This is a genomic window from Cysteiniphilum sp. GTC20157, from assembly GCF_055396795.1.
Map to the genome: position 1 here is coordinate 1,383,702 of NZ_AP044698.1, position 21,445 is coordinate 1,405,146.

The following is a 21,445-nucleotide window of genomic DNA, read 5'->3' on the forward strand; positions in this document are numbered from 1 at the left end:
TTTTATTCCCTTAAGACTTTAAGCGAATACCGCGTGATAGCAAATACCATGCCAAGCTATAAAGAATAGCGATTAATAACACGATAGCAACTAAAGCAACAACCGGATTGACAGATGAGTAGCCAATAAATGCGTAACGCACAAAATCAACAATATAGAATAACGGATTATATTGCGCGATATGTTGCCAAAAAGGAGGTAATGCACTTAATCCATAAAACACGCCACCAAGATAAATCAATGGTGTTAATACAAAAGTCGGAAAAATGGTTGTATCATCAAAGCTTTGCGAGAAAATACCATTTAACAGTCCACCTAACGAAAACAAAGTGCCACATAAAATAAACGATAATAAAATTAACAACAATCCATTAAATCCAACTGAAATACCGCCAAACAAGCCAGCGACAATTGTCACCATCACCCCAACAAAAAAGCCACGTGCAACACCGCCTGAGACATAGCCCAGAATAATCAAATGATTGGTTGCTGGAGATACTAGGAGTTCTTGAATCGAGTGATTAAAGCGCGCACCATAAAATGAGCCCACGACATTGGCGTAAGAGTTATTAATAACTGCCATAATCACAAGACCAGGTGTGATAAAGTGCATATAACCAAAACCATCCATCGTGCCAACGCGTGCACCAACGACTTTCCCAAAAATTAGAAAATACAAACTAATAGTAATCGCCGAAGGCAATAAGGTTTGCGGCCAAATGCGTAGTACACGCACCACTTCTTTTCTTAGTATTGTGTAATAAATAACCCAGTATTCTTTGAATGTCATTTTCCCCACCTATGCCCTACTTCTTGCAACATCAATAAACAGCTTTTCCAGTTTATTTGTTTTTGTCTTAACACTTAATACATCAATATTCTGTTGACTTAAATCAGCAAATAATTGATTTAATGTCACACTTTTATCCACTTCAATTTCCAAAGTATTTGAATCAACTAACTGGCATTGCCCATAGGTGCATTGCATCTGAGCTTGTGTTAGTGGTTCTTTTAGATCAAAAATATATGTCTCTTTTTCGACTGATCTTAAGAGTGTTTTCATATCAGAGCTTGTGTGCAATTTACCTTGATGAATCAACGCAATGCGATTACACATGCTCTCGGCTTCTTCAAGATAATGTGTGGTTAAGATAATCGTTAATCCTTCTTTGTTTAATGCACGCATTTGCTCCCATAGCGATTGACGTAACTCGACATCAACCCCTGCCGTTGGCTCATCCAAGATCAATACTTTAGGCTTATGAATAAGTGCACGCGCCACCATCAAACGGCGTTTCATACCACCGGATAAGAAGCGTACTTGCTCATCCTTTTTATCCCACAATGCCATATCTTTTAAGAGTTTTTCGGCATAAGGTTTGGTTATCTTGCGATTAAGCCCAAAGTAGCCTGCTTGTGTTAATAAAATTTGCATCGGTGTTTCAAAGATATTTAAATTCACCTCTTGTGGCATAACCCCCAAATGCTTGCGCGCCATAAAGGGTGACTTCAGCGTATCATAGCCACAAACTTCAATGCTGCCACTGGTTTTGTTGACAAGTGCTGAGATCATCCCCAGTGTAGTTGACTTGCCTGCACCATTAGGCCCTAATAAGGCAAAAAAATCCCCCGGATATACGTCAAAACTGACATCTTTTACTGCATGAAAGCCACCTTTGTATATCTTATTGACATTAACCAAAGACAACGATTTTGTATAACTCATTGTAAACTCGATTGCTTATTATAGATAGTTCAGCATTGTAACAGACAATTTGTAACTAACTAGAGATACGTGCTTTTTTATAGCAGCTTAACCACATTATTTCTGATCATTACTCTCTTTTTCATCAATCAACTGTTGTTCGACCACTGCTTCTGTGGCAATGGATGCTTCGGCAGCGACCGTTTGGAAAGCAACCTTTTCATCTTCTTTAGGTGCCTCACGCGCACGTAAGCGCCATAGCGTATAGACTGCTAATAAGAAGCAAACAAATCCGACAAAAGTAAAGAACCCATAAGGACCAAAAATAGACATAAGCCATGTTGTTAACAACGGTCCCACCATTGAGCCAACACCATAAGATAGTGCTAAAATACCGACAATTCCCACCAATTGATCTGCATCCAAATAATCACTCGAATGACTGATAGATAATGGATAAAAGGTAAAGGTCAATCCACCCAACACAAAAGACAAAATAGCTAATTGCCAAAAGCTGTCATGTAATATACAAATCACAATTGATACCACTACTGACGCTATTAACATGATTAATAAAACGAGACGACGATCAATAATATCTGATATTTTGCCAATGGGTAGTTGTAGCAACATGCCACCGATAATAATAGCGAACATCATATAGGAAATGATATGCACAGGGACATCAGTTTGTTTTAGAAACAATGGGTAAATAGTGTAAATACTCCCCAGAATCATACCCGCAGTCATTGCTGTCCAGATACCAAGTGGTGCCTTTTTAAATAGAACAAAAGGAGATAATAGTTCAACGTGCTCTTGCCTTGGTGCTTCAAATCGTGTCAGACAAACTGGAATAATCGATAAAGTGGCCAAAATCGAAATGATACAGAACGCTAAGAGCACTGTTTCAAAAGGAATATTTAGTAAAAACTGTCCAGATGCTTGTATAAAATAATAGACAAATAGATAAATTGACAGCACCAAACCTTTGTGTTTACTGCCTGCTCCTTCCAAACACCATGCTTCAACAACAATAAATAGCCCAGCTAATGCATAACCACAGACAAGGCGCGCCACCGCCCAAACACTAACATCATAAAAAATGCCTTGTGACATCGCACCTACTGCCATTAAGCTTGCAAATAATGCATACCCACGAATATAACCAATGCGCAAAATTAGTCGTTGAGTAAAATAAGACCCTAACACCATACCTGTGAAATAAGCTGCAGAAATTAAACCGACAATAAAATTACTCTGCCCCATCCGCTCAAGCTCAAGCGTGGTATAGGTCGTATAAAAAGTATTACCGATGGTTAAAATACACATACTCAGAATTGGTGCAAACAACATTGCAAATTTAGCTGGCTTATATTCAGACATCTTTTACTTTTCAACCTTTTTTAGTGCTCAATTCCTTGGGGTTCAAGCTTAGAGTAGATTGTTTATGCGCTCAATATAATTTTTACATCTTTTTTTATTTCACAACGGTTTAGCCATATCGAACGCTTGTCATAATAACTATTATTATAAACAGGTTATAAAATGGACTTATGGAGAATATTTGCTATTGTTTATTTATGAATCATAAAGTGTATATCAAACATATTTAAGGTGATAATCTATGGACAGCAGTGATTTAATGATTTTGCGACACCTTCTTATTGAAAAGAATATCAGTGTAACTGCTAAATTAATGAATGTCTCGCAGCCGGCTATTACGATGCGTTTGGGCAAATTAAGAGGCATGTTTAAAGATGATATTTTGATACGTGATGGTAACAAGATGAAACTAACACCAAAAGCTGAAGACATGGTGAATCCAATCATTAGAATCACCGATGAAATGCTAAGTTTAATGCCAGTTCACGATTTTGACCCCTATACGACACCGACACATATCAAATTACAGATTACTGAAGCTGTTTCTGAAACAAGCACCAAAGCACTTATAGATGCTTTTTTAAAATATAATGAGCAACACAAAATTAGTATTACCACATTATCTTACATATCACTTCAAGCACATGATCAAACATTAAAAAACACTGATGCAGTTATTGGTATCCCTACACACATTGAAGGGTTTAATGATGAAATTTATAGCTATGAGACAGGTGTTTTGATGTTTGATACGTTCTTTGATGATTCTAAAAAATCCATTTCTTACGATGAATATCTGCAATTACCTCATATCGTTTTTTCTCAAGGTAGTAGCAATCAATTGCTACTAGATATTTTAGGGCATCCTGACCCACGCAATCTATGTTTACAAATCAGCAGTTTGCGCGCAGCCACTGAGCTCTTGCAAGATAAATATGTAATGACCGCTTCAACAATATTGGCACGTATATTTAATAAAAAGCATTTACCGTTACCTTTTGATTTACCGGGTCTTCCGTTTAAACTATCTTACCCTGAGCGCTTAAAGCATGACAAAAAAAACCGCTGGGTGCGTCAGGTTTGTAAAGAGGTAATGCAAGCACTTTTAAAAGAATATAGTTTATAGTGGTTATGGTCATAGCCCTATTTCTTGCTGCTTTTTTCATATTTGCTTGATTTGCGTGATTTGTGTTTGACATTAAGGGCGAACTTTACCAATATTTACCACACTAAAATCCAGATCATCAATATTGTGGATACTTTTTTTAAGGAACCGAATTTAATGAACGCAACAGCTGCGAACTTAGATATGTTAATAAACTGCTATCAAAAAATGTATAGCATTCGTCAAATTGATAATACCGAAGCCGAAATGGTTAATAGTGGCACTGCCAACTTTCTAGCCTCATCCAAGGGGCATGAGGGAGCGGCTATTTTTGCGGAATACTTAAAGCCTCAAGATTGGTTACATTGTCATTATCGTGACAAGCCTTTAATGCATGCCCGAGGAATGGAAGCAAAAATGTTTTTCTATAGCTCTTTGTGCAAAGCAGAAGGCACTTCCAATGGTCGCCAAATGGTGATTGGTGTCAGTGAACGCAAGCTCAACATTGTCAGCATTATTACGCCTGTCGGCAATCAAGCTTTACCTGCTGTTGGTATCGCACAAAGTGTTAAAGATGATGTAGATAACCCAATTGTATATTGTGGCATGGGCGATGGTACGACACAACAAGGTGAAGTATTAGAGGCCTTTGCTGAAGCGAAACGTCGCACGTTACCTGTACTATTTGTTGTGCAGGATAATGATTATGCGATTTCCACACAAACCAAGGGTAATACCTTTTTCTCATTACCTGATCACTCACAACCTGATCAGTTTTATGATATTCCAATCACTTATATTGATGGCACCAATCCATTTGCTTCGCATGAAAAAGTTGGCAAAATCATTAGTGATATGCGTCAAAATCGTGCGCCACATATCATTATCTTTAAAGTAGAGCGCTTAAACAGTCACAGTAATGCGGATGATCATCGAATCTATCGCAGCAATGATGAATTAAATACTATCGCACAAAATGACCCTGTTTTGTTAAGTCGTGCATTTTTGCTAAACGCCGGTGTTAAAGAAAGCTTCCTACAAGGCATTGAAGCTAAGACATCACAAGCTGTGAGAGAAGCGATGGAGCTTGCCTTAAAAGGCACAACACCCAAGTCTTCTTTTGATGCTGAAGCACCCTTACCTCATCATTTATTACCAACGGCAGCTGAGTATCGTGGTGACTTCTCACAAGAAACACGCCTTGGCATGGGCGCTGCCATGCGCGAGGTATTTCGCCAACGTTTATTAAATGATGATAGAGTGTGCCTATTAGGTGAAGATATCGAAGATGATAAAGGTGATGTCTTTGGTGTGACTAAAGGCTTATCAACCCAATTCCCAGGACGTGTTGTCAATAGTCCTTTAGCTGAAGCAACCATTATGGGTGTGTCGATTGGTATGGCATTAACTGGCAGGCGCCCTGTTGCCTTTATTCAGTTTGCTGATTTTATGCCGCCGGCGTATAACTTATTATTTACCGAATTGGCTACCATGTACTGGCGCTCCAATGGCGACTGGGAATGTCCAGTTATCGTCTTTGCTGCTTGTGGTGGTTACCGTCCAGGCTTAGGACCCTTTCATGCACAGACCAACGAAGGCACTTTTGCCCACATCCCCGGCATCGATGTTTATATGCCATCAAATGCAGCTGATGCCGCAGGTATGCTCAATGCTGCTTTTGAGTCTAATCGTCCTAGTGTTTTTTTATATCCTAAAAAATTACTTAATAATGCAGGTATTGCTGATACCACATCAACGGATGTTGAAAAACAAATCATACCTGTTGGTAAAGCACGTATTGTTAAAGCAGGTTCTGATATTACCTTTGTTGGTTGGGGAAATACCGTCTCATTATGCCAAGAAGCCGCTGAAACCTTAGAAACAGTTGGTATTGATAGTGAAATTATTGATTTAAGAACCATTAAACCATATGACCTTGAAACAGTTCTTGCCTCAGTAGAGAAAACAGGGCATTTAATTGTCACGCACGAAGACAATCATACCTGTGGTGTTGGCGGTGATCTCATTGCCTCAGTGGTTGAACATGCTAAAAGAGCTGTTAAAGTCAAGCGTATAACGCGTGCTGATACTTATGTGCCCTGCAATTTTGACAATCAAATGGAGGTTTTGCCCTCCTATGAGCGTATTTTAACAGGAGCTGCAGAATTACTTGATCTGTCCCTTGAATGGGAGATTAAAAATCGCAATGATGCTGGGTTTTATAATGTTGAAGTCATTGGTGCTAGCCCCTCTGATGAGAGTGTTCTCATTACCGAGTTACACGTTAAAGTCGGCGATGAAATTAAGGTTGGTGATAAACTGGTTGATCTTGAAGCCAGTAAATCAGCTGGTGAAATTCTATCACCAAGTAACGGTACAATTGAAGAAATTTATGTCGAAGAATCACAGCGTGCAACCGTTGGTGAGAACTTATTAAAGTTACGCCTACCAGCTGGTGCTCAAGATAAGCAAAAAATCCAAAAGCGCCCTATTTTAACACGCAAAATTCAACAAGAAATCGCCAATCAAAATAAACAACATAGCATTTATCCTGTCGGTATTAGCACGCCGTCATTCAAAACTGGTTCAAGACTGGTAACCAATGATGAGCTCTTACAGTATTTTCCAGAGCATACCTCACGCGACATTATTGATCGCACAGGAATTGAGTCACGCTTCTGGCTTGCTGATAATGAAAACATCGTTGATCTAGCGACAGAAGTTGCTAAAGATGCGCTCACTCGAGGCAATCTGAAACTCTCTGATATCGATATGCTCATTTGCACAACAACGACACCCGATCAATTTATCTCGCCTTCTATGGCTTGCTTAATATTAGAAAAGCTTTATCAAACCTATGGTGAACACAACATACCGGCGTATGATATTAATGCGGCATGCAGTGGTTATTTATATGGTTTGCAAAACGCGCGTGACTATCTGCAAACACGGCCCAATAAGCGTGTGTTATTAATTAGTGCCGAGTATATGACTAAACGCATGAATCAAAAAGACTTTGATACGGCATTTTTATTTGGTGATGCGGCAACGGCGACTATTGTCAATGGTGATCAGCATCAAGCGGACTCTAAGGCTATTATTGATGAAATTTCATTAACGGCAATTGCCGAAAATGGTGATGTACTTAATATTCCAACCGATGAGGCGAAATTCACACAACTACAAGGCAAGAAGCTTTTTACTTTCGCAGTCAAGACTATGTCAATGATTATGCATAAGTGCTGTCAGCAAGCAAATATTGCCTTAAATAGCGTTGATTTAGTCATCCCACATCAGGCAAATCAACGTATTTCTAATGCGGTTGAGAAGCGTTTAAAAATGCATCCAGGTACGCTTTATAGTAATATTGCACGTTTTGGTAATACCTCATCGTGCACTATTCCGATTGCTTTGGGCGAAACATTAGATGCTCAAGCAGCTGATAAAACTGTCGCATTATGCGCGTTTGGCTCTGGCTTTACCGCAGCAGCTGCACTTTTACGCACAAAATAGTTGGCAAGTAACCGCTAACTGGTTAGATTAATTTTAAGCTTATGGGACTGCGCCTTACATTTCAGCCCGTAGAATGAATAAAACATAAAATACAATTTAAGAAATTAAGAAATTAAGAAAGAACTATGGCAAAAAACCTTGTAATTGTGGAGTCACCTGCAAAATCCAAGACAATTAAAAAATACTTAGGCAATGATTTTGAAATCCTTGCCTCTTATGGACATGTGCGTGACCTTGAACCGAAAGAGTCTTCAGTTGATGTTGAAGATCATTTCAAAATGAAATATCAACTGATTGAACGCAATAAGCGTCACATTGATGCCATTAAAAAGGCTGCCAAATCGGCTGATGAGATTTATCTGGCAACGGATCCGGATCGTGAAGGTGAAGCGATTTCTTGGCACATTTATGAGCTTCTAAATAGTGCCAAACTCATTAAAGATAAGCCCGTTCACCGGATTGCGTTTAATGAGATTACCAAATCAGCGGTGAATGCAGCAGTTGCTAATCCACGGGAGTTGGCGATGGATCTTGTTAATGCGCAACAAGCAAGACGCGCTTTGGATTTTCTGGTGGGCTTTAAACTCTCACCACTTCTGTGGAAAAAAGTTCGCAGAGGACTTTCCGCAGGTCGTGTGCAAAGTCCAGCACTTAGAATGATTGTTGAGCGCGAGCTTGAGATCGAAGCATTTGAATCTAAAGAGTATTGGAGCATTACTGCCGAGCTTAAAAAGCGCAAAAAATTTATGGCGAAGCTCTCCATTTTTAATCATCAAAAGTGTGAACAATTTAGCTTTACCAATGAAACCGATGCGACAAATGCACTTGAGCTTATTAAAAAAGATGCCAATGGCGAATTAATCGTTCATGGTATTGAAAAGAAACAAAAGCGTCGCAACCCACTGCCACCTTTTATCACCTCAACACTTCAGCAAGATGCTGTGCGTAAACTTGGGTTTACCACCAAGAAAACGATGATGTTAGCACAGCAACTATATGAAGGTATTGAGATCGGCAGTGAAGGCGCTGTTGGTTTGATTACCTACATGCGTACCGATTCAACCAATCTATCGCAAGATGCGTTAAATGAGCTACGCAGCTTTATTGCTCAGGAATATGGTCAAGATCATCTTCCGACAAGTGCACGTGTTTATAAGACCAAAAATCAAAATGCCCAAGAAGCGCATGAGGCCATTCGCCCCACTTCAGCTTATCGCAAACCGCAAGATGTCAGAGCATTTTTATCCAATGATCAATTTAAATTATATGATCTGATATGGAAGCGTACCGTAGCTTGCCAGATGATTCATGCTTTAATGGATACGGTTGCAATTGATTTTATAACAGACAATAAAGCACATACTTTTAAAGCAACAGGATCTGTTGTTGCCAAGCCTGGTTTCTTAGCAGTTTATCAAGAAGCCAAGGATGAAGATGCTGCAACTGATGATAGTGAGGGCTTGATCCTGCCTGAGTTCAAAGAAGGTGAAAAAGTACCGGTTGTTGATATTATTGGTAAGCAACATTTTACTGAGCCACCACCGCGTTATACGGAAGCATCTCTTGTGAAAGCCCTTGAAGAATACGGTATTGGTCGCCCATCAACTTATGCGACGATTATCTCGACACTGCAGCAACGTGATTATGCGCTTTTAGAGAAAAAACGTTTTAAACCAACGGATGTTGGTCGTATTGTTAATAGCTTTTTAACTGACTACTTTCATCGTTATGTTGAATATAACTTCACAGCAAAACTTGAGGATGAGCTCGATAATATTGCCGAGGGTAAGATTGAGTGGGTGCCAGTGTTAGAGAAGTTCTGGCAGCCATTTATCAAGCAAATTACTGAGATTGATGCCACAGTCAAAAAAAGTGATGTGACACATGAAGAAATGGATGAGGACTGCCCTGAGTGTGGGCACAAGCTTTCTATTCGTTTAGGTCGCAGTGGTCGCTTTATCGGTTGTACGAATTATCCGGCTTGTACCTATACGCGCGCGATCGTCAAAGATGGTGAAGAGCCTCAAGAAAAAGTAGAGCCTGAAGTAGTCGCAGATCGCAAATGTCCAGAATGCGAATCAGACCTTTTAATCAAACAAGGTCGCTATGGTAAATTTATTGGTTGTTCTAATTATCCAAAATGCAAACATATGGAACCATTAGAAAAGCCAAAAGATACGGGTATTGAATGTCCAAAATGCAAGAAAAACAACTTTGTTGAGAAAAAATCCCGTAAAGGAAAAGTATTCTATGCTTGCGCTGGTTTCCCTAAATGTAAAAACTCATTCTGGTATCCACCGATTGCCGAGGAATGCCCAAAATGTCACTCACCCATACTTTTGCATAAGACCACTAAAAAGGATGGCGAGCAAAAAGTTTGCCCTAATGAAGAGTGTGATTATGTTGTTAACTTGACCTCAACAGAGCAAGAATAACCCACTTACCTTCAACCTTTATAAATTGGCATGAAAGTGCATTCACCTGAAGCGCCTTTTCTGCTAGAATCCGAAACAATCTTTTTTGACAAACTTAAACATTAAAGGAATTTAATTATGTCACAATGCATTAATATTACTGATGGTGAATTTGAATCAGCTGTTGTTAACAGCGAGCAACCTGTTTTAGTTGATTTTTGGGCGCCGTGGTGTGGACCTTGCAAGATGATCGCACCGATCTTAGACCAAGTTGCTGAGCACTATGGTGAGAAAATTAAAATTGTTAAAATTAACGTTGATGACAATCAAGATACTCCTGCTAAATTTGGTGTGCGTGGCATTCCAACGCTAATGGTTTTCAAAGACGGTGAGAACGTTGAAACCAAAGTGGGTGCAGTACAGAAATCACAATTGATTCAAATCCTTGACAAGCATATTTAATTTCAAATATAAAATAAAAATTAACTTTTCGTTCAACCCGAAGGGGTTCCCCTTCTTCAACATTCGTGAGAATTTTCAATGAATTTAACCGACTTAAAAAACCGATCTATCCCTGAATTAATGGAGCTTTCACGCTCGCTTGGCCTTGAAGCCACAGGCCGTGCGCGTAAGCAAGAGATTATTTTTAATATCTTAAAAGAGCACGCTGATAAAGGTGAGGACATTTATGGTGAAGGTGTCCTTGAAGTATTACAAGATGGCTACGGCTTCTTGCGCTCCTCTGACACATCATATTTTGCTTCCCCAGATGATATCTACGTCTCGCCAACCTTTATCCGTAAATTAAACTTACGTACGGGTGATAGCATTATCGGTAAAATTCGCCCACCCAAAGATAACGAGCGTTATTTTGCAGTAAAGCATATTGATAGTGTAAACTTTGACTCACCTGAGTTGGCACGCACTAAGGTGTTGTTTGAGAACTTAACACCAGAATATGCCAAAGAACGTTTATCGATGGAATTAGGTAATGGTTCAAGTGAGGATATCACTGCACGAATTATTGATTTAGCGGCACCTTTTGGTAAAGGACAACGTGGTTTGATCGTGGCACCTCCTAAAACGGGTAAAACGATCATGATGCAAAATATCGCCTCGTCCATTGCCAAGAAATACCCTGAGTGTTACCTCATCGTTCTTTTGATTGATGAGCGTCCTGAAGAAGTAACTGAAATGCAGCGCTCTGTGCGTGGTGAAGTGGTTGCCAGTACCTTTGATGAACCGGCAGCGCGTCACGTGCAATTGGCTGAAATCGTCATTGAAAAAGCAAAACGTTTGGTTGAGCATAAGCAAGATGTTGTCATCTTGCTAGATTCTATTACGCGACTGGCACGTGCCTATAATACCGTATCTCCTGCTTCAGGTCGTGTATTATCCGGTGGTGTTGAAGCCAATGCTTTACAAAAACCAAAGCGCTTCTTCGGTGCAGCTCGTAACACCGCAGAAGGAGGAAGCTTGACAATTATTGCCACAGCCCTTGTTGAAACGGGCTCTAAAATGGATGAGGTCATCTTTGAAGAATTTAAAGGAACCGGTAACATGGAGCTTCATTTGGATCGTAAGATTGCTGAAAAACGTGTTTATCCTGCAATTAGTTTTGGACGCTCTGGCACACGTCGCGAGGAGCTATTAACCACGCAAGAAGAACTACAAAAACTATGGGTATTACGTAAGATTCTTCATGAAATGGAAGATACGCAAGCAATGGAGTTCTTAACAGATCGTTTGAAAAAGACACAAACCAATGAAGAATTCTTTAATATTATGAAGCGCGGTTAAGCTTAATACCAAAAATATTACTCCATATAGTTCAGATAACCTAGAAAGTGGTGTACTTTTGCCGTAAACTGCAGGAAGTTTCCACTTAGCTAGTGACCCGATGAATCTACTTTCAAACTTAAATCAATATCAGCATAAGCGCGGTATTGAACGCGAGACATTACGTGTATTATGCTCAGGCAAAACAGCGGCCTCAGATCACCCTAAAGCTCTTGGCTCAAAGCTTACCAATAGCAACATCACTGTTGACTTCTCAGAAGGCTTACTTGAACTTATCACCGAGCCGTATGACTCTATTGATCAGACATTCACGCGCTTAGAACATATCTTGGCTTTTGCCACGCAAAACTTAGCAAAAAATGAGTTAATTTTGGCGACCAGTATGCCATTAACAACCACAGAACAAGAGATTAAAATTGCTAATTTTGGCAGCTCTAATTCGGGTAAAATGAAAGAAGTTTATCGTCGAGGACTTGCTAAGCGTTATGGTAAAATCATGCAGGCAATTTCAGGTATACATTATAATTTCTCATATAATGTTAATCTTATGCATGAACTCACTCAAACACGAAGAATGACCAGTGACGCGCTCTACTTCTCAGCGATTAATCATTACTTTGAGTTTATGTGGTTGATACCCTACTTATTTGGCGCCTCGCCCATTTGTGCTAAAACTTCTGTGAAGCACAAACCCGACTACCTTACATCATTTGATGATGAATTTTATATTGGAGAGTATGCTACGAGTCTCAGAATGAGTAATTTAGGTTATCAAAGTGCAGCACAAGATAACCTATTTATCTCCTATGAAAACGTGCAAAATTATGTCTATGACTTAGTCAATGCCACTAAAGCCCCTTACCCCGCATTTGAGAAAATTGGTTTATTTGATGCTAATGATTTGCGTCAACAGCTTAATAGCAGCATTCTACAGATTGAAAATGAATATTACAGTAGCATTCGACCTAAGCAGATTGCTAAGCGCTGTGAACGCCCAGCTTGCGCGTTGCTTAATCGCGGCGTGGCTTATCTTGAGGTTCGTGTATTGGATGTTAATCCATTCTCGCCACTTGGCATTGATAAAGAAACAGCACATTTTATTGAGGCTTTATTAATGACCTGTTTGATGCTGCCAACCAAGCATTATTCAAAAAACAATATCGCACGCAACAAACTAAACTTCTCACAGGTTGTGACACAAGGGCGTAACCCTCAATTGCAATTGATTAATAGTCAAGATAAACCGCAGTTACTACAAGCTTTAGGCATAGAGCTTCTTGAGCGTATTGCCCACACAGCAAAAAACATGGGTGAGCAATATGAAAAAGCCGTGAATAAACAACTCAAAAAACTAACTGATCCAACAGCAACGCTTTCCGGTCAGTTTATGAATGCCGTTAAAAATGGCTATTTGGAGACGATACTTAATTTATCTGCATCAAATACAGAGCATTTGCAAAAGTTCATATTAGATGACAAAGAACACAAAGCGTTTGTGCATGAAGCGCAAGCTTCACTTGCCGCACAATCAAAACTTGAAGAAGGCGATTGCTGCGACCTTAATACCTATATTGATCACTACTATCTATCTGCAGATTGCTCGCAAGTAGTAAAGTAACTGAATAACTCCAGTAAATTAAGCAAATACAATTACTTTTTTATTATGTTGAGGTCGATGAATAATATCCGCTTCAACTTGGAATGCCGTATAAATATGCTCGAGCGTTAATACCTTTTCCGTTTGATCGAAGCCTAACATTTGCCCATTTTTCAAAAGAAGGCTTTGATGATAGTAACTAAGTGCAATATTTAAATCATGCCCAATGACGAGCACTGCCAAATCATGTTGTTGGACAAGCTCACTTAAGATCTGCAAGGTTTGACGCTGATAGTAAACGTCCATATGTGCGCTATATTCATCTAACAGCAAATAACCTTGATAACTGTCATCATGTTGGTTTAACTGCAGTAATGCACGCGCTAATTGCACACGTTGGCGCTCACCACCGGATAATTGCTGATATTTCTTTTGACTAAAATGCTCAGCTTTTAATAAGGACAAAGCACACAAGGCTTTTTGATACTCTTTTTGTGAAAAGTTGCCTTTACAATAAGACAGTGCGCCTAAGAGTACATAATCAATAACGTTAATGTCTGTATAAATTTCCTCATGTTGGGTGACATAAGCCATTTGCATGCTTTTTGTCACTGGGCAGATCGCTTTTATATCCTGTTCATCTAATTTCACCTGTCCAGTATAATGTAAATGCTCACCTGAAATCACTTTCATTAATGTCGATTTACCCGCACCATTTGCTCCTAGAATACCGGTTATTTGCCCTTTTTTTACTGTCATTGAAACATTATTAAGCAAGATCTTTTGCGACAACTGTAAACTAATATTCTCAAGCGTTATCATCTTAGACACCCCGTTGTAGTTTTTGACTAAACAATAAATAAACAAAATAAGGCGCACCAATTAATGCTGTCATTAAACCGATGGGTAACTCAGCAGGCGCTAATATCACTCTTGCAACAACATCAGCAACAGTCAGTAACAAGCCGCCAAAGATACATGAGAAAAGCAGCAAATGACGATGTTCATTACCTATGAGAAAACGGATAATGTGTGGTACAACCAAGCCGATAAAAGCCACAGGACCGGCAACTGCGGTACTAGCGCCAACAAGTAAGGCAATAGCAATAATGCTTTTTAATTTTTGGCGATGAATATTAACACCAAGCATCCGTGCATACTGCTCACCAGCGATCATCGCATTAAGATACTTTGCGGTATTCATTAACAACATAAATGCTATGAGAATGCATGGCAATAGAAACAACACTTGCCCCCACGTAATATTAGCAAAACTACCCATACTCCAAAAAGTAATACTTCTTAAAATACTGTCGTTTGAGAGATAAGTCATTACACCAATCAACGCACCACACAATGCATTAATCGCAACCCCTGCTAACACCAAAATACCTAAATTACTACGCCCCTTAGTGATCGATAATAAATATGTCAAAAAAGTAATCACCAGACTGCCGACAAACGCACTTAAGCCCAATCCCCAGGTGATTAAAAAGCTGGTTTGCACTAAGCTTGCACTAAATAGTAAAAACAAAATAGCAAATAATGACGCACCACTGGTCATCCCCAATAATGCTGGATCTGCCAAAGGATTACGAAAAAGCCCTTGCATAACAACACCGGCAACAGCAAGTGAACTACCAACAACCACGGTTGCAATTAGACGCGGCAATCTAAGCTCTAATGCCACTTTTTGCATAAAACTGCCATCAACAAATAATTGTGAAAGCTGCAAATTTAATGCGCCAAATAAAAGCGATAATAAACAAGCTGCAATCAACAAAACCATAAACACACAAAACCAAAAACAGTATTTCTGGCGTTGTAAGGTAAATAAAGATTTAGCAGCTATAGTATGTGTTTGCATTTTTTGTCTCTTTTTTTGACTACAAGTATATTCCTGACCATCTTCACTATGTAAGCGTTGGCTGAGCGTAAGTCGAAGCCATTATAGATAGGTAATGGATAAATCGTAAGTTGATCTTAAATTACCCCCTCACCCGCGCAGCTTAAGCTGCACGAGCAATCCCTCAAGGGGATAGGTAGCTGATATAGCTTATTTTTAGATTATTACCATATCACCCTTCGACTTCGCTCAGGGTACGATCAGCACGATTTGACGAGTGTCTATTTCATTTTTTATAAATAAACTTTCTGAGCTAACAACAGTTCAGTCTCTCCAAACTCAGCACCAAAATTATCAATGCGTGACGCGTCAATCGTTACAACTTTGGTATGATATTTTTCACTCAAATAGTCTAAAACCTGGGGATAAGGCTTGAGCATGTTTGCTGCAGCCTGCGCAATAACAATCACCTGTGGCTTCAAACTCATCAGTCCTTCTTTTGACAATGGGCGCATACCACTAAATGATAAAATATTACGTGCTTTAATAAGCTGTAGCCAACGATCTGATTGCGTATCGTTACCGAGCATATAAGCACCATTGGCAGAAATTTGCAAAAGCATCAATACTTGTTTTGGCTTGTCATTATTATTTTTAGCATATGCATTGACAATCTTATCGACTTTTTTAGTTTGTGTTTGTAGCGTTGTGATTAACTTCAGCCCCTCTTTTTGCATACCTAGCTTATTGGCAATTTCTTTAATATTTTTTTCAACATCACTTAAACTTTTGACTTCAGTCAATAGCATTGTTTCTACATCAAACGCCTGTAAACGTGTTAACACGGACAAGGGTGAAATAGAGGCATCCGCAATCACAATATTTGGCTTTACACTCAATAAGCTTTCAATCGTCAATGCACGCATATAGCCCACATCCTTTACTTGCTTATTTTGCTTATTTTGCTTATTTTCTGCTTTCTCTAGCAATTTAACGCTCTCAGTATCACTTGCCGCCACATCAACACCTAGCGCACTAACAATGGAACTAGCACTTGGTCCAAGTGTAACCACGGTTTGTGCCAAGGATAAACTCATGCACCCCATTAACATCACAACTGACATGATAAACATCATAATTTTACGCACTTTTTTGCTCCTGTAAGTTAAATGAAATAACTTGCACCACACTTGCAACTACTGGCGTTTTGCCACTTTGTGCAGGCTTAAAATGCAACTGCTTAAACCATGCAATTGCTGCCTCATCTAGCACACCAAAGCCACTGGATTGAATAATTTTGACATCGTCAACCTGCCCTTGTGCATTAATAACAGCCTTAACTTTAACCTTACCCTCTTCATTATTTTTAATCGCTGAACTAGGGTACGTTAATTGAGGCGGAGTAAACGCCAATTTTGGCGCTTGTGTGATTTTGGCAACGGCTTGCTGCTTTTTAACATTCTGCCTTAGTATTTCTTTTACTTCTTTGGCTTGAGTTTTCACGACCCTCTTATGAACTTCAGCTTTACGCTCTTTTGGTTTGACGACCTTTTGTGGCTTTTTCTCTTTTTTCTCTTTTTTCTCTTTTTTCTCCACAGCAACATTGGCAGTTTTTAAGTCTTTAGCAACAGGTGTAATGCTTGAAGCTGCTGTGGTTTCTGTAAGCTGTAAAGCCTGCATTAAAGACTCAACGGTCTCTGCCCTTAAATCAGTTTGCCCCAAATGCCACATTGTTTTTGGTGTACTGTTTAATGCTGCCCAAATTGAGAAATTAATCGCAATAGACCCCGTGATGGCAATAGCAATTTTAAATACGCTTTGCAACATTCAATCTCACCTAAAAACGATAGTTAAGCTGTAAATAAATGCTTCGCCCCATAGACGGTACCAAAGTGCTACCATCATAATCTTGATAATATTGATCAAATAGATTATCAACCCCTGCACTCATTGTGAAACCTTTAACAAAGCTTGGCTGCCATTGATATGCCAAGCTTAAAAGCGCGTATCCTGGGACTTTAGGTGTATTATTTGGCACATGATTTTGTGCTAAAGCATAATCAAATCGTGTTTGTACCGTACTATCAACAACTCTAATCGGCACAGCGAATGCCACCACCCCTTTGGCTCTAGGGATCGGTAAGGCACTACCTGCAGGAATGGTATTGCCATCTTCATTACGATATGCCGATTTTGTTTTCCCACGCGTATAGGTAAAGTTCGTCATTACTTCAAACCAATGATTTTGGTATTGTGCAGAGACGTTATAACCATATAGTTGTGCTTTGGAAATATTAATATTTTGATTTACAGCAGTATAAGATGGAGGACCATCATTACCTATATTACTATTTAAGATATAATCATCCACATCATTTAAGAAAACATTTCCTGCAACACGTATTTTCTGTTTATCTGGCAAATTTTGATCAAAGATAAAACCAATGGTTTTATTATGCCCTATTTCAGGTTTGAGATTTGGGTTTGGTATAAATCGTAAAAACACATGGTGTGAATAAGGGTGATTGCCTCCTAAATAGAGATCTTGCAATGATGGGATGCGATAGCCTTCGGTATAACCTAGGTAAACCTTTAATGGATCAACCACCTTATAGCTAATACTCGCTTGTTTGGTAAAGAATGAGTCATCATTATTCATATTGCCACTTGTGCTTTGGTAACCATTAAAGCGCCCACCAATAGTTACATTTAATCTTGGCAAAATATCCCAACTGTCTTGCAAGAATGCACTATAAAGCTGTTGATTTGCTGTTGGAAAATTGGAACTTGTTTTACTGCTATAACCATCATAACCATTGATATAGCTATACTCTGCCCCATAATATAAACGTTGCTTGTAAACTGTCGTCACATTCGATAACTGCATACCTGTTGTATTAACATGCACATCTTGCGGCAAGGCAAAACCTCCACCATTACTGGTCGGCGATGAGCCCAAATGATTTTCGTTGTAATATAGTTTGGCTTTAAGATCGATATACGGATTATCCGGATTCAAATGATAATTCAGCATGCTTTGCGTTTGGAAGAAATTAAAATTTGAACTTGGATTCGTTGAGGAAGTTTCCTTGTTTACCGTTGCTGGATAAAGACCAACATTCTGCATTGACAAAAATGATGCTTTTAATGTTTGCGCTTTTGAAATATCCCAAACTGTTTTAAGTAAATATTGTAAATTATTACTGGCAGAATCTGGTAAGGTTTGACCATTGCCTAAACGCACATTATTACTACGCCCACCAACGACATCAATCAAATAACTAACATCCCCAGTTTTAAAAGCAACGGCAGCATTGGCATCACCACTATAATCGCCTGTCGCACCACCTAATCCAACTTGCCCGCCAACAGTTTTATCTTTACCCAATAAATCACTTGGGTCTAACGTTTCAAAATTAACAGCACCGCCTAAGTTGCCATTACCATAAGCAATATTACTACCAGGTTGACTCGCTGAGACCTCTTTATAAAGCGCTGAGCTTAACAACTGACGTGACTGATTATGCCCAAACGATGCCAAATTATTATTAATACCATCAATCCCAACAAAAACGCGATTATCCGACAAACCACCCAAGCTAATGCTTTGTGTTGTTGGTCGATTACCACCAACCATTTGTACACCTGCCATTTCATTCAATTGCATAGCCGTTGATTGAGTTAGATTCGCACCTCCTCCTTTCTGTACTGAAACATTAGGCAAAGCGCTACCCGTTTCAGGCGCCACATTGATTTGACTTATTCTATTTTGTTTCTCAGGCATGTTTGGCAAGGCTTTCTTAACAGCAACCACTTGAACCTCACCCAAATCTAGCGCTTGCGTATTTGCTGATTTTTCATTTGCATACATAAGTTGAGCAATCGCTGTTAACACAAGCACACTTAATAATTTTGTTTTCATTTTTAATACTCTCTCCCAAGTTATTGGTGATATCTGAATTTTCATCTGCAAGCGGTTCCTGCTCCCTAAGCATCAATCAAAGGGTCTATCTAAAAAATCATACTCATAAAGGCTTCGACTCACACTCAGCCAACGCTTACGCAATAGTAATGTACAAAAGTAATGTCATAACTAAATTTGGTTGTCATTGCTAATGATTAACTTGTATATCTGCTGCAGTTAAACCTGTTTCTTTTAGCACAGCAAACACCTGTAGCATTGTTTGTAACGGAATATTTTTATCCGCTGCCAAGGTAATTTGCGACATTGATGTCGTATCTTTTTGTGATAATAAATAACTTTTAAGCGCATCAATGCTCGTAAAATATTCACCATTGATCACATAATCATGCGCCTTTATATAAAGTGTTGTTTGAGCAGATTTGCTTTGGGTAACACTTGTCCCCTTAACATCAGGCAAAGGCAGTTTAAGCAAATGCTGAATGGGACCAGCTAATAATACAAACATAACCAAAAGCACCAACATAAAGTCTAACAATGGAATCAAGTTAGGTTCATCCACTTCCAAACTATTATGCTCATGATGATTTAAACTACTGATCATAACAGAGCCTGTTCACGCAAATTCACCATATTGGTTTTGTTATTTACTTTACTTATTTTATTTATTTCATCAATTTCTTTTTGCTGTTCTTGCTTTTCTTGCTCTTTTTTACGTGCTTTTTGCCGATCTAGGCTCAGAATCAACTGGTTTAATGCCTCTTCCGCATTACCTAAATAGCGCTCACTAAACTGTCGAAAACAATAAAATGCTAACAAACTCACCAAAGCCAGTACAATACCAAATGCCGTAGCATACATTGCCTCAGATAAGTACATAATCATATTCTGCAAACCATTGCCACTTAAGGACTCAGCTAATGCAGCAAATGAATGGCTCATGCTCCAAATCGTACCCAAAAGCCCAAGCATTGGTGAAACAACAGCGAATAAATTAAGCCAGATTAATGGGCGTTGCATACGTTGGCGTTGTTTACGCATTAACAAGCAAACTTCACTTTCAGCAAGCTCTTTAGGCTCAGTGATCAACGGCGAAATATATCTTAATATGGGCTTAGCCAATGCGTTTAGTCTTACGTTAAGCGTTTTCTTATCGTCACGATGAACTGCATTGATCAAACATTCTATCTTACCTAAATTAAGCTTTGGTAAACTGATAAAAGTAATCATACGCTCGATACAAATCGCAACGATCAAAAAGCTCACCGTCAACATAGCGTAGCTGACTAAACCAAATTGACTAAAAAAATGTTCCATAATAATTAGACTGCCTTTTCCATTAATGCTTCTTCGTTACTAGCCATTTGCTGTCTTGCCTTTTTTGACATCGCCGCAAGTACTGCTCTTAACATCGAGAGATTTGTCACATCATGATCAAATGGAATATAGTGATTTTTATATTTACTCTGCAACCACATTCCTTCTTGATCAAAGTAGACCATCTCAAGCGAGCTATCTTCTGTTAATGCAATACCCGCACATTGACAATAAAGTGACAATGCATCTTTATGATCTTCATTCATATGCTTGATAGCACCATTAATCTCGTCGTCTTTAAATACCTGCTCAATACAGAAATTCTCTTTGCTAACCCAATTAATATCACCAAAGCCACCGATAAAGCGTACTTTCTCAATATGTAATTTATAGAAATGAAAATCATGGGTTTTATCTTGATAGTCTTTTGATTCCGGGAAGAAACGCGTGTAAACACTTGCCGCCCTTTCTTCATCTTCCAAACGATTTAATCGCCCTAAAATGGTAACACGTCCTGCCTGCTGAATGTCTTCTTTTTCATCTTCAATAATCGTTAATGACACTTTGTCATCTTTGGCAACATTGCGTGTATGCTGGGCAAGCTTACTAATATAAACAAGCACCTCACCATCAGTATCAAATGCATACGCTACCAATGAGCCAAAAGGATAACCTGGCATTGCTACAGATTGTGTTGCTAATACACCATATAGCTTCTGTTTGGTTAATTGTCTTGCTCTTAGTGCCGTTTCAATTTTATTTGTTTCCATAAAAACCCCTCTGATTTAAATGATAATTATTGTCATTTGCGATAACAATCGTAATGATAACCACTCTCATATA

The 21,445-nt window shown here is 39.0% G+C and carries 17 protein-coding genes; 6 read left to right on the forward strand and 11 right to left on the reverse strand.

Features of this window, described 5'->3' with window-relative positions; genetic code table 11:
* Positions 1–10: 10 nt before the first annotated feature.
* The 3 genes from ACZ5V8_RS06275 to ACZ5V8_RS06285 all read right to left on the reverse strand — a co-directional run bounded on the left by ACZ5V8_RS06275 (position 11) and on the right by ACZ5V8_RS06285 (position 3,088).
* Positions 11–790 carry an ABC transporter permease gene (locus ACZ5V8_RS06275; RefSeq protein ID WP_440617004.1) on the reverse strand — a complete coding sequence of 260 codons (780 nt, stop codon included), beginning with the start codon at positions 788–790 and terminating at the stop codon, positions 11–13.
* A 9-nt stretch (positions 791–799) separates the two neighbouring features.
* The gene (locus tag ACZ5V8_RS06280) at positions 800–1,726 is read right to left on the reverse strand and encodes an ABC transporter ATP-binding protein (RefSeq protein ID WP_440617003.1); all 927 of its coding nucleotides are present in this window, start codon (positions 1,724–1,726) and stop codon (positions 800–802) included.
* A 96-nt stretch (positions 1,727–1,822) separates the two neighbouring features.
* Positions 1,823–3,088: an MFS transporter gene (locus tag ACZ5V8_RS06285; protein ID WP_464217097.1), complete on the reverse strand. Its 1,266-nt coding sequence runs from the start codon at positions 3,086–3,088 to the stop codon at positions 1,823–1,825.
* Between the two features lie 241 nt (positions 3,089–3,329).
* Between ACZ5V8_RS06285 and ACZ5V8_RS06290 the strand changes: the two genes are divergently transcribed.
* From ACZ5V8_RS06290 to gshA, 6 genes are all read left to right on the forward strand, one after another.
* Positions 3,330–4,214, forward strand: a complete 885-nt coding sequence (locus ACZ5V8_RS06290; RefSeq protein ID WP_464217098.1) for a LysR family transcriptional regulator — start codon at positions 3,330–3,332, stop codon at positions 4,212–4,214.
* A gap of 156 nt (positions 4,215–4,370) precedes the next feature.
* On the forward strand, positions 4,371–7,706 hold the full coding sequence (locus tag ACZ5V8_RS06295) for a beta-ketoacyl-ACP synthase 3 (protein ID WP_464217099.1): 3,336 nt from the start codon (positions 4,371–4,373) through the stop codon (positions 7,704–7,706).
* Between the two features lie 125 nt (positions 7,707–7,831).
* Positions 7,832–10,141 carry a type I DNA topoisomerase gene (gene topA, locus ACZ5V8_RS06300; protein ID WP_464217100.1) on the forward strand — a complete coding sequence of 770 codons (2,310 nt, stop codon included), beginning with the start codon at positions 7,832–7,834 and terminating at the stop codon, positions 10,139–10,141.
* Between the two features lie 117 nt (positions 10,142–10,258).
* Positions 10,259–10,582 carry a thioredoxin gene (trxA, locus tag ACZ5V8_RS06305; protein WP_440616997.1) on the forward strand — a complete coding sequence of 108 codons (324 nt, stop codon included), beginning with the start codon at positions 10,259–10,261 and terminating at the stop codon, positions 10,580–10,582.
* A gap of 78 nt (positions 10,583–10,660) precedes the next feature.
* Positions 10,661–11,920: a transcription termination factor Rho gene (rho, locus tag ACZ5V8_RS06310; protein WP_464217101.1), complete on the forward strand. Its 1,260-nt coding sequence runs from the start codon at positions 10,661–10,663 to the stop codon at positions 11,918–11,920.
* Positions 11,921–12,020: 100 nt separating this feature from the next.
* The gene (gene gshA / locus ACZ5V8_RS06315; protein ID WP_464217102.1) at positions 12,021–13,538 is read left to right on the forward strand and encodes a glutamate--cysteine ligase; all 1,518 of its coding nucleotides are present in this window, start codon (positions 12,021–12,023) and stop codon (positions 13,536–13,538) included.
* 18 nt (positions 13,539–13,556) lie between these two features.
* Here the strand turns inward: gshA and ACZ5V8_RS06320 are convergent, their stop codons facing one another.
* The 8 genes from ACZ5V8_RS06320 to ACZ5V8_RS06355 form a co-directional block, all read right to left on the reverse strand.
* Entirely contained in the window at positions 13,557–14,339 is a 783-nt protein-coding gene (locus ACZ5V8_RS06320) for an ABC transporter ATP-binding protein (protein ID WP_464217103.1), read from the reverse strand.
* A gap of 1 nt (position 14,340) precedes the next feature.
* Complete coding sequence (locus ACZ5V8_RS06325) at positions 14,341–15,384, reverse strand: FecCD family ABC transporter permease (RefSeq protein ID WP_464217104.1); 1,044 nt, start codon at positions 15,382–15,384, stop codon at positions 14,341–14,343.
* Between the two features lie 272 nt (positions 15,385–15,656).
* On the reverse strand, positions 15,657–16,511 hold the full coding sequence (locus ACZ5V8_RS06330; RefSeq protein WP_464217105.1) for an ABC transporter substrate-binding protein: 855 nt from the start codon (positions 16,509–16,511) through the stop codon (positions 15,657–15,659).
* Positions 16,504–17,190 carry an energy transducer TonB gene (locus ACZ5V8_RS06335; protein WP_464217106.1) on the reverse strand — a complete coding sequence of 229 codons (687 nt, stop codon included), beginning with the start codon at positions 17,188–17,190 and terminating at the stop codon, positions 16,504–16,506. The genes ACZ5V8_RS06330 and ACZ5V8_RS06335 overlap by 8 nt, the downstream gene beginning before the upstream one ends.
* A 10-nt stretch (positions 17,191–17,200) precedes the next feature.
* Positions 17,201–19,285 (reverse strand): TonB-dependent receptor domain-containing protein, encoded by a 2,085-nt coding sequence (locus ACZ5V8_RS06340; RefSeq protein WP_464217107.1) that lies wholly within the window; start codon positions 19,283–19,285, stop codon positions 17,201–17,203.
* A 190-nt stretch (positions 19,286–19,475) separates the two neighbouring features.
* Positions 19,476–19,889: a biopolymer transporter ExbD gene (locus ACZ5V8_RS06345; protein ID WP_464217108.1), complete on the reverse strand. Its 414-nt coding sequence runs from the start codon at positions 19,887–19,889 to the stop codon at positions 19,476–19,478.
* Positions 19,886–20,602: a MotA/TolQ/ExbB proton channel family protein gene (locus ACZ5V8_RS06350; RefSeq protein WP_464217109.1), complete on the reverse strand. Its 717-nt coding sequence runs from the start codon at positions 20,600–20,602 to the stop codon at positions 19,886–19,888. The genes ACZ5V8_RS06345 and ACZ5V8_RS06350 overlap by 4 nt, the downstream gene beginning before the upstream one ends.
* A 5-nt stretch (positions 20,603–20,607) precedes the next feature.
* A complete protein-coding gene (locus ACZ5V8_RS06355) occupies positions 20,608–21,372 on the reverse strand; it encodes a HugZ family pyridoxamine 5'-phosphate oxidase (RefSeq protein WP_464217110.1) in 765 nt (254 codons plus the stop codon).
* Positions 21,373–21,445 lie beyond the last annotated feature (73 nt).

Bases quoted from the DNA above. Each gene is read 5' to 3' on its own strand.
- trxA (WP_440616997.1), top strand. From the start codon at position 10,259: ATGTCACAATGCATTAATATTACTGATGGTGAATTTGAATCAGCTGTT.
- ACZ5V8_RS06340 (WP_464217107.1), bottom strand. From the start codon at position 19,285: ATGAAAACAAAATTATTAAGTGTGCTTGTGTTAACAGCGATTGCTCAA.
- ACZ5V8_RS06350 (WP_464217109.1), bottom strand. From the start codon at position 20,602: ATGGAACATTTTTTTAGTCAATTTGGTTTAGTCAGCTACGCTATGTTG.
- ACZ5V8_RS06320 (WP_464217103.1), bottom strand. From the start codon at position 14,339: ATGATAACGCTTGAGAATATTAGTTTACAGTTGTCGCAAAAGATCTTG.
- ACZ5V8_RS06345 (WP_464217108.1), bottom strand. From the start codon at position 19,889: ATGATCAGTAGTTTAAATCATCATGAGCATAATAGTTTGGAAGTGGAT.
- ACZ5V8_RS06325 (WP_464217104.1), bottom strand. From the start codon at position 15,384: ATGCAAACACATACTATAGCTGCTAAATCTTTATTTACCTTACAACGC.
- gshA (WP_464217102.1), top strand. From the start codon at position 12,021: ATGAATCTACTTTCAAACTTAAATCAATATCAGCATAAGCGCGGTATT.
- ACZ5V8_RS06295 (WP_464217099.1), top strand. From the start codon at position 4,371: ATGAACGCAACAGCTGCGAACTTAGATATGTTAATAAACTGCTATCAA.
- ACZ5V8_RS06335 (WP_464217106.1), bottom strand. From the start codon at position 17,190: ATGTTGCAAAGCGTATTTAAAATTGCTATTGCCATCACGGGGTCTATT.
- ACZ5V8_RS06275 (WP_440617004.1), bottom strand. From the start codon at position 790: ATGACATTCAAAGAATACTGGGTTATTTATTACACAATACTAAGAAAA.
- rho (WP_464217101.1), top strand. From the start codon at position 10,661: ATGAATTTAACCGACTTAAAAAACCGATCTATCCCTGAATTAATGGAG.
- topA (WP_464217100.1), top strand. From the start codon at position 7,832: ATGGCAAAAAACCTTGTAATTGTGGAGTCACCTGCAAAATCCAAGACA.
- ACZ5V8_RS06355 (WP_464217110.1), bottom strand. From the start codon at position 21,372: ATGGAAACAAATAAAATTGAAACGGCACTAAGAGCAAGACAATTAACC.
- ACZ5V8_RS06280 (WP_440617003.1), bottom strand. From the start codon at position 1,726: ATGAGTTATACAAAATCGTTGTCTTTGGTTAATGTCAATAAGATATAC.
- ACZ5V8_RS06290 (WP_464217098.1), top strand. From the start codon at position 3,330: ATGGACAGCAGTGATTTAATGATTTTGCGACACCTTCTTATTGAAAAG.
- ACZ5V8_RS06285 (WP_464217097.1), bottom strand. From the start codon at position 3,088: ATGTCTGAATATAAGCCAGCTAAATTTGCAATGTTGTTTGCACCAATT.